The organism is Dactylosporangium sp. NPDC006015 (assembly GCF_040614215.1).
GTDB classification, from domain to species: Bacteria; Actinomycetota; Actinomycetes; order Mycobacteriales; family Micromonosporaceae; genus Dactylosporangium; species Dactylosporangium maewongense.
This window is the reverse complement of the sequence record NZ_JBEXUD010000063.1, coordinates 17,198-30,082: the sequence shown is the minus strand read 5'-3', so window position 1 is coordinate 30,082 and position 12,885 is coordinate 17,198. Positions and strand designations below refer to the sequence as shown.

The 12,885-nt window shown below is 72.1% G+C and carries 12 protein-coding genes; 7 read left to right on the top strand and 5 right to left on the bottom strand.

All coding sequences use genetic code 11. The annotated features are described in order from the left end of the window. Positions 1–8: 8 nt before the first annotated feature. Complete coding sequence (locus ABZ321_RS52735) at positions 9–644, top strand: epimerase (RefSeq protein WP_354903974.1); 636 nt, start codon at positions 9–11, stop codon at positions 642–644. 5 nt (positions 645–649) lie between these two features. On the opposite strand, the gene ABZ321_RS52730 is transcribed toward ABZ321_RS52735, so the two are convergent. Next, positions 650–1,369, bottom strand: coding sequence for an RICIN domain-containing protein (locus ABZ321_RS52730; protein WP_354903973.1), 720 nt, complete (start codon positions 1,367–1,369; stop codon positions 650–652). A gap of 188 nt (positions 1,370–1,557) precedes the next feature. Between ABZ321_RS52730 and ald the strand changes: the two genes are divergently transcribed. Together ald and ABZ321_RS52720 are read left to right on the top strand one after the other, a co-directional pair. Next, on the top strand, positions 1,558–2,673 hold the full coding sequence (gene ald / locus ABZ321_RS52725; RefSeq protein WP_354903971.1) for an alanine dehydrogenase: 1,116 nt from the start codon (positions 1,558–1,560) through the stop codon (positions 2,671–2,673). A 63-nt stretch (positions 2,674–2,736) separates the two neighbouring features. Then, entirely contained in the window at positions 2,737–3,741 is a 1,005-nt protein-coding gene (locus ABZ321_RS52720; protein WP_354903992.1) for a site-specific tyrosine recombinase XerD, read from the top strand. Here ABZ321_RS52720 and ABZ321_RS52715 read toward each other — a convergent pair. Continuing rightward, entirely contained in the window at positions 3,711–4,904 is a 1,194-nt protein-coding gene (locus ABZ321_RS52715; protein WP_354903970.1) for an NAD(P)/FAD-dependent oxidoreductase, read from the bottom strand. The two genes, ABZ321_RS52720 and ABZ321_RS52715, sit on opposite strands and share 31 nt — an antisense overlap. Before the next feature lie 60 nt (positions 4,905–4,964). Here ABZ321_RS52715 and ABZ321_RS52710 point away from each other — a divergent pair, with 60 nt between their 5' ends. Further along, positions 4,965–5,546: a TetR family transcriptional regulator gene (locus ABZ321_RS52710; protein ID WP_354903968.1), complete on the top strand. Its 582-nt coding sequence runs from the start codon at positions 4,965–4,967 to the stop codon at positions 5,544–5,546. A gap of 224 nt (positions 5,547–5,770) precedes the next feature. Beyond that, entirely contained in the window at positions 5,771–6,004 is a 234-nt protein-coding gene (locus tag ABZ321_RS52705; protein WP_354903967.1) for a hypothetical protein, read from the top strand. Between the two features lie 1,449 nt (positions 6,005–7,453). Here the strand turns inward: ABZ321_RS52705 and ABZ321_RS52700 are convergent. From ABZ321_RS52700 to ABZ321_RS52690, 3 genes are all read right to left on the bottom strand, one after another. Next, positions 7,454–8,653, bottom strand: a complete 1,200-nt coding sequence (locus ABZ321_RS52700) for a hypothetical protein (protein WP_354903965.1) — start codon at positions 8,651–8,653, stop codon at positions 7,454–7,456. Beyond that, complete coding sequence (locus tag ABZ321_RS52695) at positions 8,583–9,236, bottom strand: SigE family RNA polymerase sigma factor (protein ID WP_344513264.1); 654 nt, start codon at positions 9,234–9,236, stop codon at positions 8,583–8,585. The genes ABZ321_RS52700 and ABZ321_RS52695 overlap by 71 nt, the downstream gene beginning before the upstream one ends. Positions 9,237–9,338: 102 nt before the next feature. Continuing rightward, positions 9,339–10,643: a serine/threonine-protein kinase gene (locus ABZ321_RS52690; protein WP_354903964.1), complete on the bottom strand. Its 1,305-nt coding sequence runs from the start codon at positions 10,641–10,643 to the stop codon at positions 9,339–9,341. Positions 10,644–10,812: 169 nt separating this feature from the next. On the opposite strand from ABZ321_RS52690, the gene ABZ321_RS52685 reads away from it, so the two are divergent. Both ABZ321_RS52685 and ABZ321_RS52680 read left to right on the top strand, forming a co-directional pair. Further along, positions 10,813–11,748: a ParA family protein gene (locus tag ABZ321_RS52685; protein ID WP_203853951.1), complete on the top strand. Its 936-nt coding sequence runs from the start codon at positions 10,813–10,815 to the stop codon at positions 11,746–11,748. Positions 11,749–11,899: 151 nt separating this feature from the next. Continuing rightward, the coding region (locus tag ABZ321_RS52680; RefSeq protein WP_354903990.1) for a ScpA family protein at positions 11,900–12,885 on the top strand (986 nt) is incomplete at its 3' end.

Below are 12,885 nucleotides of genomic sequence, written 5' to 3'. Positions count from 1 at the left end.
ATGTCGGTATGAAGGTCATCGTCTTCGGCGCCACCGGCATGGTCGGCAAGGGCGTGCTCCGCGAGTGCCTCCTCGCCGACGACGTCACCGAGGTCCTGGTCGTCGGCCGCACCCTGACCGGCCAGCGCCACCCGAAGCTGCAGGAGACCCTGCACACCGACTTCACCGACTTCACCGGCGTCCCCCTCGCCGGCTACGACGCCTGCTTCTTCTGCCTCGGCGTCTCCTCCGTCGGCATGTCCGAGGAGGTGTACCGGCGGATCACCGTCGACTACACCCTCGCCGCCGCCGGGGCGGTGTCACCGGGCTCCACGTTCGTCTACGTGTCCGGCGCCGGCACGGGCGGCGACCGCCGCGCGAAGTGGGCGCAGGTGAAGGGCGCCGCCGAGCAGGCGCTGCTCGCCATGGACCTGCGGGCCTACATGTTCCGGCCCGGGTTCATCCGGCCGATGCACGGCGCGGTGTCCAAGGTCCGCCTGTTCCGCGTGATCTACACGGTCCTGACCCCGCTGAGCGCGGCCCTGGTCCGCTTCGCCCCGGGCATCGCCACCAGCACCCAGCAGATCGGCCGGGCGATGCTGCACGTCGCCCGGTCCGGCGCGCCCAAGCAGATCCTGGAGTCCCGCGACATCGCGGCGCTGTAACGGCGTCAGGTCGGCAGCTGCCAGCGCTGGTTGGGGGAGTTGTCGCAGTCCCACTGGCGGACGGCGGCGCCCGGGGCGGGGCTGCCGGAGTCGACGCCGATGCAGCGGCCGCTGTTGAGGCTGACGAACCGGAAGCCGTCGCCGTCGCGCTGCAGGCGCCACTGCTGGTTGGGGCCGCCGTGGCAGTCCCACTGCAGGATCTGCGCGCCGTTGTCCTTGGAGCCGCCGTTGACGTCGAGGCAGCGGTTGTCCTTCGTGTTGACGAACGCGAACACGTCCCGCGTGCCGGCGACCGACTGCGGCATCCAGACCTGCGTCGGGTTGTTGTCGCAGGGCATCTGGGTGGCGACGCCGCCGTTGCCCTCCTGGGCCTGCATGCACAGGCTGGAGTGCGACGCGCGCAGCAGGGTCGGCTTCGCCGGGATCAGCGCCTGCGGCGGGGTCGGCGACGGGGCGGCGCTCGACGGCGGCGGGGGCGGCGCGGAGGCCGGCCCGGCCTGCGACGAAGCCTGCTCGGCGGGCGCGCCGGAGGCCCGCTCGGCGGCGCTCGGCTCACCGCCGCCGCCACCACCGCCCTGGAACGCGAGGACCAGCCCGACGATGACGGCCACGACCAGGAAGCCGAACGCGCCGAACAGCAGCGGGTCCGGCTTGACACGCGGCGGCCTGCCAGAGCCACCGGGCGCCGCGGGCGAGGTCGGGCGGGGCCCGCCGTAGACGGTCATGGCCGCACAGCATAGATCAGCCTCCTGGGTGCGTTTCGGCGGTGGCAGTACCGGAGAAGGCGACACTGTGTCAATCCGTTCGCGGAGGAGTTCACACTGTGCTGCCTTCGCGGACGGTCAGCGCGCCATAGACTGCCGCTGGTACACGCAGCGTCACCGTCGTCGCTGGTGGAGAGGGGTCACGAGACGTGAAGGTCGCAGTCCCACGCGAGGTCAAGAACCACGAGTACCGGGTGGCGATCACCCCGGCAGGAGTCCACGAACTCACCGCGAGCGGGCACGAGGTCTTCATCGAGGCCGGTGCCGGCGACGGCTCCTCGATCACCGACCAGGAGTTCCGCGAGGCGGGCGCGCAGATCCTGCCGACCGCGGACGACACCTGGGCCGCCGGCGACCTCGTCCTGAAGGTCAAGGAGCCGATCGCCGAGGAGTACCACCGCATGCGCGAGGGGCAGGTTCTCTTCACCTACCTGCACCTGGCCGCCTCCAAGGCGTGCACCGACGCGCTGGTCGACCGGAAGGTCACCGGCATCGCGTACGAGACCGTCGAGCTCACCGATCGTTCGCTGCCGCTGCTCGCCCCCATGTCGGAGGTCGCCGGGCGGCTGGCGCCGCAGGTCGGGGCGTACCACCTGATGCGCGCCGGCGGCGGGCGCGGCGTGCTGCTCGGCGGGGTGTCCGGCGTGTACGCGGCGAAGGTCGTCGTCATCGGCGCGGGCGTCTCCGGCCTCAACGCGGCCGCGATCGCGCTCGGCATGCAGGCCGAGGTCCTGCTGCTGGACAAGAACATCTCCCGCCTGCGCGGCGCCGACGCGATCTACCAGGGGCACCTGCAGACCGTCGCGTCCAACAGCTACGAGATCGAGCGGGCCGTCCTCGACGCGGACCTCGTCATCGGCGCGGTCCTCGTGCCGGGCGCGAAGGCCCCGAAGCTCATCACCAACGACCTCGTGAAGCGGATGAAGCCCGGCAGCGTCCTCGTCGACATCTCGATCGACCAGGGTGGCTGCTTCGAGGACTCCCGCCCGACCACGCACGCCGAGCCGACCTACCGGGTCCACGACTCGATCTTCTACTGCGTCGCGAACATGCCCGGCGCGGTGCCGCACACCAGCACGTACGCGCTGACGAACGTGACCCTCCCGTACGCGCTGGAGCTGGCGAACCGGGGCTGGCGGGACGCGCTGCGCCGCGACCCGGCCCTGGCGCTCGGGCTGAACACGCACGACGGCCACGTGACCTACGGACCGGTCGCCGACGCGCACGGGATGGACCACCTCGCGCTGGCGGAAGCGCTGGCCTAGACGGTGACGCTCGAGCCGGCGGACGCCGCCGCGACCCATTCCCCGGTCGCGGCGGCCGCCGGCGTGCCCGCGTCCACTGACGCGTCCGCTGCTCCCGTCGGCGGGCCCGCGCCCGCCGACGCGTCCGTGCTGCGCAAGGCCGTCGACGTGTACCTGGACCACCTCACGGTCGAGCGGGCGCTCGCGGAGAACACCCTTGCGTCGTACCGGCGCGACCTCGACCGGTACGTGGACTGGCTCGCCGCGTGCGGGATCGGCGACCTCGCCGACGTCGGGGCGCGGGACATCGCCGGGCACGTCGCGGCGCTGCGGACCGGCGACCTCCAGGAAGGCGGCGAGCACCCGCCGCTGTCGGCGTCGTCGGCGGCGCGGGCCGCGAGCGCGGTGCGGGGGCTGCACCGGTTCCTGCTGCTGGAGGGGCTCGCACCGACCGACCCGTCGCGGGACGTGAAGCCGCCGTCGCTGCCGAAGCGGCTGCCGAAGGCCCTGGACGTCGACCAGGTGTCGCGGCTGCTCGCCACCGCCGCCGACGCCGGGCCGCTCGGGCTGCGCGACCAGGCGCTGCTGGAGTTCCTGTACGGCACCGGCGCCCGCATCTCCGAGGCCGTCGGCATCGCCGTCGACGACCTCGACCTGACCGGCAAGCACGGCCTCGTGACGCTGCGCGGCAAGGGAGGCAAGACCCGCCTCGTGCCGATGGGCAGCTACGCGCGGACCGCCATGGACGTGTACCTGGTCCGCGCCCGGCCGTCGCTCGTCGCCAACGGCACCGGCACGCCCACCGTCTTCCTCAACGCCCGCGGCGGCGCCCTGTCGCGGCAGAGCGCGTGGACGATCCTGCGCAAGGCCGCCGTCCGGGCGGGGCTGCCGGTCGACGGGCCGCACGGGGTGTCGCCGCACACGCTGCGCCACTCGTTCGCCACGCACCTGCTCGACGGCGGCGCCGACATCCGCGTGGTGCAGGAGCTGCTCGGGCACGCCTCGGTGACCACGACGCAGGTGTACACGCTGGTCACCGTCGACAAACTCCGCGAGGTCTACGCGACCGCCCACCCCCGGGCGCGCTGAACCAGCATCCGCGGGACGCTCCTGCGGAACGTCCTCACCGGCACGGTGCCCGCGAACACCCCGAGGAACTGCTCCGTGCTCGCCTCCCGTCGCGCGATGGCCTTGAGCAGCACCGCGTTGAGACCCTTCGCGGGCCGCAACGCGGCCAGCCCCGTGGTCAGGCCGAAGATCGGCAGCCGGGCCGCGTCGCGCCGGCGCTGGTAGTCCGTCCGGCCCCCGGCGATCGTCTCGGCGAGCAGCTCCGCGTCGGCGAGGGCGTTGCCGATGCCCTGCGCGGTCACCGGGTCCATGACGAGCCCCGCGTCGCCGGCGAGGAACCAGCCGGGGCCCTGCGCCCGGCGCACCACGTTGGGCAGGTCGACGGTGGTCCGCAGGCGCTCGACCCGCTGGCCGGCCCGGACCCGCTCGCCCAGGTCGCCGCATTGGTCCAGCGTCGCCAGGAGGTGCCCCTCGACGTCGGTGCGCCAGGTGCCGAACTCGTCGATCGGCGCGGCGGCATACACCATGGTGAGGCCGTCGTTGGTCGGGAACGCGGCGACCGCCCGGCCGGGGCGGTGGTAGAGCTCGCCGTGCCGCTGCTCGCCGCCCGCCCGCCTTTGGCCGCCCGCCCGCTGCTCGACGCCTTCCCAGTAGGCGTAGCTGGCGACCGTCCTGGGGGCCACGTTGCGCTGTACCGGCGCGGCGACCTCCTTCGCGACCAGCGAATGCTTGCCGTCGGCGCCGACGACGACCGGCGCGCGGAGCTCGGTGCCGTCGCGTCCCCGGATGCCCGCGACGCCTCTGTCGTCCCAGACCAGACCGGCGACGTGGAACCCCTCCCGCACCTCGGCCCCCGCCTCCCTGGCCGCGTCGACCAGGATCGCGTCGAGGACGGTGCGCCGCGGGCTGTACAGGGCGCCCTCCGGGAACCTGCCCTGCAGGACGGTGCCGCCGAGGTCGAACCGCACGCGTTCGGTCGCCGGTGTACCGGCGGCGAGCAGCCGGTCGAGCAGCCCCCAGCGCCGCAGCCGTTCGGTCCCGGACGGCTGGACCTGGTGCGTCGACAGCGTGTCGCTGGGGAACCTGGCCCGGTCGACCGCGAGCACCCTGAGCCCGCGCCGGGCCAGCAGCATGGCGGTCGCCGCTCCGGCCGGCCTCGCGCCGACCACGATGACGTCGTACACCAGCCAATGCCAACACGTGTTGACTTTTCTGTCAACGCTTGTTGGCCTACGGTTGTGGGCATGCAGCCCGAGCGCAGATCCGACGCCACCCGCGCGGCGATCCTCCGCGCGGCCAGGGAGCGGTTCGCCGCCGACGGCTACCAGCGGGCCACCATCCGGGCGATCGCCGCCGACGCCGCCATCGACCCCTCGATGGTCATGCGCTACTACGGCAACAAGGCCCAGCTCTTCGCCGCCGCCGTCGACGTGCACCTGCGGCTGCCCGACGTGGCCGGCATCCCGCGCGACCGGCTCGGCGAGACGCTCGTCGCGCACTTCATCAAGCGCTGGGAGGGCGACCCGTCCGACGACGCGCTGCTGACCCTGCTGCGCTCCGCAGCCACCGACGAGGCGGCCGCCTCGCGGCTGCGGGACATCTTCGCCTCGCAGGTCGCTCCGGTGGCGCTCGCCGTCTGCCCCGACCCCGCCGAGGCCACGGTCCGGGCTGGCCTGGTCGCCACCCAGATGCTGGGCCTCGCCTTCTGCCGGCAGATCCTGCGCCTGCCGCCCGTCGTCGCCGCCACCCCTTCGTCACTGGTGGTCCAGGTGGGTGCGACCGTGCAGCGGTACCTCACCGGGGAGCTTGGAGCCGTGTTACCGTAGGCGCATGCGTTTCTGAGCCCACTGACGCCGCGCGTGCCGCCGCGACCTGTTGTGACTGGTCTGCCTTGGCGGCCCCCGTTGTGGGTTCTCGCACGACCCCCGCTGTTGTGGTGGGGTTTCGCTCGGCTCCCGCTTCGTCTGCTGCGCGGCTGACGCCTGTCCACGTCCCCGTTCACCTTCCCGCGGAAGGTACTTCCGCGTCAGTCATCCGCGAAGGAGACGCCATGCCTGCCGATACCGCAGACAACCAGCCCGACAACACCACGACCACCGCTGCCGCCACCGCTGCTGCCGCCGAGTCCGAGGAAGCGCCCCCGCGCAACCCGCTCGAAGCGATCCGCCGCGCCCAGGCCAGCCGCTCCCTCCCGCCCGGCGTCCAGCAGCACGGCGGCGGCAAGGGCTCCGGCGGCAAGGGCGCCAAGTCGAAGTCCCCCCGCATGTACAACCGCCACAAGTAACCCACTCCCCGGCGTCGGGTCCGGGCAGGCAGCGTGCGTTTCCCTGCCTGCCCGGGGCATGCTCCCGGCCCACCTTTGGACATTGGTCAATGCCCGCGTTCGCGGCTTTCGTTCCATAGACCCTGCGCGATCCACCCCCAAGTTGATCTCTGATACGGGGGTGGATCGCGCACCGTCTATCGGGTAGGGCGGCGTGCCCGGCGGCCCGACGATCGAAGGACGGCTCCGGCCGTGATCGCAGCCAGCCCCGTCCTTCGATCAAGTCGTGAGCACGGAGTGTTGCGGCTCGCGTGGGCCAAGTGTTCCGCCGCGCTACGTCTAGCGGGTGGGGCTGCCGTGTCCGGCCGCCCGATGATCGAAGGACGGCTGCGGTCGTGATCGCGGTTGGGACTGTCCTTCGATCAAGTCGTGGGCGCGAAGTGCTGCGCTCGCGTGGGCCAAGTGTTCCGCTGTGCCAAGCCGGCGCGGTGCGTCTGCTTCCGTCCGGGACGGCGGTGTGTTCGTGCCCTGTTCGTGGCGGTGCGGCGCGTTCCCGTCCGCTGTGGGCGTTGGTCAATGCCCGGGTTCGTGGCTTCATGCGATAGGCGGTGCGTGATCCACCCGCAAACGATCTTCCGAGGCGGGGGTAGGTCGCGCGCCGTCGATCGGGTGGGTGGCGGCGCGATGATCGAAGGATGGCTGCGGTCGTGATGGCGGCCGGGGCTGTCCTTCGATCAAGTCGTGGGCGCGAAGTGTTGCGGGGCGCGTGGGTCGAGCGGGCCGAGTTTGCCGCCGTGTCGGGCGGGCGCGGTGCGTCCGGTTCTGCCTGGGGCGGCGGTGTGTTCGCGCCTTGTCCGGGACGGTGCGTTACCGGGCTGCCGTAAACGTTGGTCAATGCCCCGGCTCGTGGCTTTTGCGCATTGGCGGTGCGCGGGCCGCCCGTAAACGATCTTCTGAGGCAGGGGTGGATCGCGCGCCGTCTATCGGGTGGGTCGGCGGCGCGATGATCGGAGGACGGCTGTGGTCGTGATGGTGGCCGGGGCTGTCCTTCGATCAAGTCGTGGGCGCGAAGTGTTGCGGGGCGCGGGGGTCGAGTGTGCCGCCGTGCTGAGCCGGCTCTGTGGTGGCTGTGCGGGAGTGGGGCTCGAAGCTCGTGGGCGCCGCGGGGTGGGTTGTCGGGTCGTGGCGGTCCGGTGATCGGTGGGCGTCTGTCGAGCGGGGGCGCGGCATGCTGAAAAGCGACGTCCGTGCCGGCTCCGGTCTGCGGCTTCGTGGGATGGAGGGCTCGGAGCGTTGGATGAGATGTTGGTCAATGGCCGGTATGCGGGTTGGTTGGTGAGAAGCCTGAATGCGACCCGGGTGCAAAGAGCTGTGAAGATCGCGCGCGGTGTTGATCTGGCCGGGTGGCCCGGTGTGGGTTGTGATCCGGTGAAGCGGGAGTGTCCACCGGATCGCGCGGGCGGCGACGGGTCAGGAGGTGTACGCCGCGGTGGCGGCGGGCCAGGAGGTGGGGTCGAACGGGTCCTCGGCGGTCATCGTCTTCAGGATCTGCGACAGCTCGCTGGTGCTCATCGCGCGGTCGCCCAGGGTCTCCGCCTGCAGGAAGAACTGGCCGTCCTCGATGAGGATGGCGCAGCGGTTGGTGGCGGGCGGGCAGGTGGTCTTGTTGATCGCCTCGCCGGTCACGTGGTCGGCGATGCCGAGGGTGAGGATGAGCGACGAGTACGCGTCGAGGTCGGTGGCGCCGGTGAGCGGGGGCGCCATGGGTTTCAGGCCCAGGCGGACCACCGACAGGTTGGTGTTGTCGTAGGAGGACGTGCGGGTGCCGGCGGCGATGAGACGGTACCCCTTCGGCAGGTCGCGGACCTGGATGCCGACGGGGAAGGGGGCCGGGACGGCGGCGGGCAGGGCCTCGGCGAGGGCGACCAGCTCGTCGCGGGTCGGCATGGTCTCGGCCCGGGACCAGTAGACGGCCGCCCAGGCGCCCGGCAGGTACTGCCAGGCCATGGCCGGGATGACCGGGTCGGTGCAGCAGCCGTACTTGTCGGCGACGGTCGGCGAGACCGACCCGCCGGCGTGCATCAGCAGGGCCTGCCGGCCGCCGATGCTGAGCTTGGCGCCGCCGTTGAACTCGCGGGGCTCGAAGGCGCCGGTGCCGAAGACGACGAGGCGGCCCTCGCGGGGCACGATGCTGCCCGATGACCCGGTGCGGGCCGGTTTGCCGTTGACGGTCGGGGAGGGCGAGACGGTCGGCGCGGCGGACGGGGCGGCGTTGAGGTCGATCGTGGACAGCTGGTAGTGGGCGGTGACCAGGTAGGGGTCGCTGACGGCATACCGCCCGGAGGTGTAGCCGCTGTAGTTGGTCTGGAACGGGCCGGCCGACGTGAAGCCGGCCGGGCGGGCGGGGGACTGGGTGGCGTCGACGACCAGCCCGGGCGTGCCGTTGGGGTCCGCGGTGGGGGCGGTGACCGGCGGGTTGAAGAGCGCGATCGCGGCGGTGGCGCCGGTGATCACCGCGGCCAGGCCGCCGGCGACGGAGGCGAGGAGGGTGCGGCGGCGGCGACGCCGGGCGAGCCGGCGGCCGGCGGTGGTGATGTCGTCAATGCTGAGTCGCGGTGGCGGCGCGTCGTCCCTGGCCGCTGCCAGCAGACTGTGCAGGTCGTGCTCCATGCCCTTCCCTCCTGTTCTCCATCTCGTGAGTGGGTGTCGCCTGCGGTGGGGGAGCGGACGCTCGCGCGCCGGGGGGCCGGACACCGGGGTCGTCACGAGGCTCCGCGTCGAGCAGTGCGCGGAGGGCGGTGAGCCCGCGGGCGGTCTGGCTCTTGACGGTCCCCGGCTGGCGGCCGAGCACCTCGGCGGTCTCCTCAACGCTCAGCCCCTCGTAGTACCGCAGGACCAGCACGGCGCGCTGGCCGGGGGCCATCCGGGCGAGTGCGGCGCGGATCCGGATCCGCTCGTCGACCTGCTCGGCGTGGTCGGGGCCGGGCAGCTCGGGCAGGCTGTAGCCCACCGAGCGCTCCCTGCGCCGCCACGGCCGGCGGCTCTCGTCCACCAGGGCGTGCACGACCGCCCTGCGCACATAGGCGAGGGGCGTGTCGACGCGGTGCCAGTGCACGTAGAGCTTCGCCAGGGACGAGGCGACGGCGTCCTCCGCCGTGTGCCAGTCCCCGCACGTCAGGTAGGCGAGCGAACGCAGGCCGTCGAACCGTGCGGCGACGAACTCCCGGAACTGCGCTTCGTCGTCTTCGTTCACCCGTTCGGGCTCCCTTCGTCGCGGGGTAGACGAAGCCCCGCCACGAAGGGTTGCACGAAGGTACGACAGAAAATCCCGGCCGCCCCAGATCTGGCCGACCGGCTACGCGGGCGGGACCGAGCCGTCGACAGGAGGTGTCGTGCCGCCGGTCGTCGGCTGGGGCTGCGTCGTCGTGGCGGGCGGCGGCGGGGGCTCGCTCGTCGCCGGCGGGGGAGCGGCGCTGCTGGTGGCGGGGGTCGGCGAGGCGGACGCCGGTGCGCTGGTGGGTGGTGCCGCCGAGGTACGGGTGGCGCCGCCCCCACCGGGTGCCGGACCCGACGTGGTGACCACGGCGGACTGCGACATGCCGGGCACGCCGCTGGGGGCGTCGCCCTTCTTGTCGCCCTGGCTGAGCGCGATCGCGGCGAGGACCACGCCGCCGGCCATGACGAGCAGCGCCAGGCCGATGGCGACCGGGATCCAGGCGGGCCGGTCCGGCTTCGCGCCGGACGATCCCGGCCGGCCGTTCGCGGCCGTCCGTGGTGACGCCATCGTCGCGGACCGTCGGGTGGCCGCCGCCGGTACGAACGCCAGATCTTGGTCCTGAAGGGTCGCCACCTGCGCGTCGCGGGCGGCGGCGGCGAGGGCGGCCGCGGTCGGGAAGCGGTCCTCGGGGTCCTTCGCCATGGCGCGCTCGACCACGGCCCGGACGCCGGCCGGCACGGTCTCCGGCAGCGGCGCCGGATCGTCCTGCAGGTGCTTGATCGCGATCTCGAGCGGCGAGTTGCCGGTGAACGGCGGCGCGCCCGTCAGGCAGTGGTACGCGACCGCGCCGAGCGCGTAGATGTCCGTCGCGGGGGAGATCGGCTTCCCGGATGCCTGTTCGGGCGACATGTACAGCGCCGTGCCGATCACCGCGTTCACCTTGGTGACGGACGTCACGTCTGCCGAGCGGGCCACGCCGAAATCGACGAGGGTCACCGCCCCGTTGTGGCCGACCAGGAGATTGTTGGGCTTCACGTCGCGGTGGATGATGCCGTTGCTGTGCGCGGCGTGCAGCGCGTCGGCCGCCTGCGCCACGATCGCCATGGTCTCGTCGGCCGGGAGTGCACCCTCGCGGGTGATCCGCTCGCCGAGGGGGCGGCCCTCGACGAACGCCATGACGAGGAACATGGTGCCTTCGGGCGTCTCGCCGTAGTCATAGACGCCGACCACGCCCTTGTGTCCGACGGAGGCCATGATCCGCGCCTCGGCCCGGAACCGGACGCCGAACTCCGCGTCCCTGGTCAGGCCCGGCAGCAGCACCTTTACGGCGACCGTCCGGTTCAGCGTCTTGTCGGTCGCGCGGAACACCTGCCCCATGCCGCCGCTGGCGACGAACTCATCGAGGCGGTACCTGTCGCCGAGCACGTCTCCTGGTCCCAACACGTCGATGACCGTACCCAACGAAGCCGGCCGCGACACGCCGGGCGCGCGGAGTGGGGTATGTACCCTGCAGTGACGTAGAGTCGGGCAACGGCCGTCCCGCTTCCCCAGATCGCCGACGACGAATCGGCCCCGGGTGGAGATGAGCCGCCGGGAGGGGCGAAGAGGTTCGATGACAGGCATGGGTGACCAAGCGGAGTCTTGGACGACGCAGATGCGCGCCGAGCAGGCATCGCTTGACCTCGGCGCCGAGCTCGGGCCGGCGGATCCGACGGCGTACACGATGCGCAAGCCGATCCCCGAGCCGATGCCGATGGATCGGCACGGCCCGGCGCGGATCATCGCGATGGCCAACCAGAAGGGCGGCGTGGGCAAGACCACGTCGACCATCAACCTGGGCGCGGCGCTCGCCGAGTACGGGCGGCGGGTCCTGCTCGTCGACTTCGACCCGCAGGGTGCCCTGTCGGTCGGCCTCGGCGTCAACCCGCACAACCTCGACCTGACGATCTACAACATCCTGATGGACTCCGACGTGACCGTCGAGGACATCCGGATCAAGACCGACATCGCCGGCCTGCACCTGCTGCCGGCCAACATCGACCTGTCGGCGGCCGAGATCCAGCTGGTCACCGAGGTCGCCCGCGAGATGGCCCTGGCCCGGGTGCTGCGTCCGGTCCTGAAGGAGTACGACTACATCCTGATCGACTGCCAGCCGTCGCTGGGCCTGCTCGCGATCAACGCGCTGACCGTCGCGCACGGCGTCATGATCCCGCTGGAATGTGAGTTCTTCTCACTTCGCGGTGTGGCGCTGCTGCTCGACACGATCGACAAGGTCCGCGAGCGGCTCAACTTCGACCTGGAGCTCGAAGGCATTCTCGCCACCATGTACGACAGCCGCACCACCCACTGCCGCCAGGTGCTGCAGCGGGTCGTGGAGGCGTTCGGCGACAAGGTGTACCAGACGGTCATCACCAAGACCGTCAAGTTCCCGGAGTCGACGGTCGCCGGCGCGCCCATCACCACGCTCGATCCGTCGTCCTCGGGTGCCCGCAACTACCGGCAGCTCGCCCGCGAGGTCATCGCCCAGCAGGCCGAGCGGCGGTTGTAACGGTTTTCGCGACCCTTTGCGCTACGGTCTTCCGGTGACCGACCCCGCCACCGTGGACTCCGCGAACCCCTCGCCGGATCCCTCCACCGTGGACGCGCTTTCCGATGCCGCCGTGGCGGACGTCGTGGACGTTGCGGCTCCTGTACCGGATGTGCCCGCGCTGCCGGGTGCCGACGCCGCCCCCTCGGGCTTCCAGGTGCGCCTGGCGAACTTCACCGGTCCGTTCGACCTGCTGCTCCAGCTCATCGGCAAGCACAAGCTCGACGTCACCGAGGTGGCGCTGCACACCGTCACCGACGACTTCATCGCGTACATCCGCGGCATGGGCGACGACTGGGACCTAGACGAGGCGTCGGAGTTCCTGGTCGTCGCCGCCACCCTGCTCGACCTGAAGGCCGCCCGCCTCCTGCCGTCGGCCACCGTCGAGAACGAGGAGGACCTGGCGCTGCTGGAAGCGCGCGACCTGCTTTTCGCGCGGCTGCTGCAGTACAAGGCGTTCAAGGAGGCCGCGGCGCACATCGCGGGCCTGGAGGCCATCGGGTCCCGCCGCTACCCGCGCTCGGTGTCCCTGGAGCCGCAGTACGCCGAGGCGCTGCCCGACCTCGTCCTCGGCGTCGGCCCGGCGAGGCTGCTGAAGCTGGCGCTGAAGGCGTTCACCCCGAAGGCGGGCCCTCCGGTCGTCTCGATCGCGCACATTCACATGGTCCGCGTCAGCGTCCGCGAACACGCCAACATCGTCCGCGACCGTCTCATCGCACAACGCGAGGCCACGTTCAGCGCGCTGTGCATCGACTGCGAGTCGACCCTGGAGGTCGTCGCCCGCTTCCTGGCGCTGCTGGAGCTGTACCGCGAGGACCTCGTCTCCTTCGAACAGCTCCAGGCCCTGGGGGAGTTGCTCGTCCGCTGGACGGGGCCGGACGATGCGGCGGCCGCCACGATCGAGGTCGAGGAGTACGAGGGCAGCCCCGCCCCGCCCGAGACCCCACCGGCCGAAGGCCCGGCAGAGGGTCCGACAGCGGACCCGACAGGGGACCCGGCAGCGGACCCGGCAGCGGACCCGGCAGCGGACCCGGCAGCGGACCCGGCAGCGGACCCGGCAGCGGACCCGGCAGCGGACCCGGCAGCGGACCCGGCAGC

Bases quoted from the DNA above. Each gene is read 5' to 3' on its own strand.
- ABZ321_RS52685 (WP_203853951.1), top strand. From the start codon at position 10,813: ATGACAGGCATGGGTGACCAAGCGGAGTCTTGGACGACGCAGATGCGC.
- ABZ321_RS52730 (WP_354903973.1), bottom strand. From the start codon at position 1,369: ATGACCGTCTACGGCGGGCCCCGCCCGACCTCGCCCGCGGCGCCCGGT.
- ABZ321_RS52700 (WP_354903965.1), bottom strand. From the start codon at position 8,653: ATGGAGCACGACCTGCACAGTCTGCTGGCAGCGGCCAGGGACGACGCG.
- ABZ321_RS52735 (WP_354903974.1), top strand. From the start codon at position 9: ATGAAGGTCATCGTCTTCGGCGCCACCGGCATGGTCGGCAAGGGCGTG.
- ABZ321_RS52705 (WP_354903967.1), top strand. From the start codon at position 5,771: ATGCCTGCCGATACCGCAGACAACCAGCCCGACAACACCACGACCACC.
- ABZ321_RS52710 (WP_354903968.1), top strand. From the start codon at position 4,965: ATGCAGCCCGAGCGCAGATCCGACGCCACCCGCGCGGCGATCCTCCGC.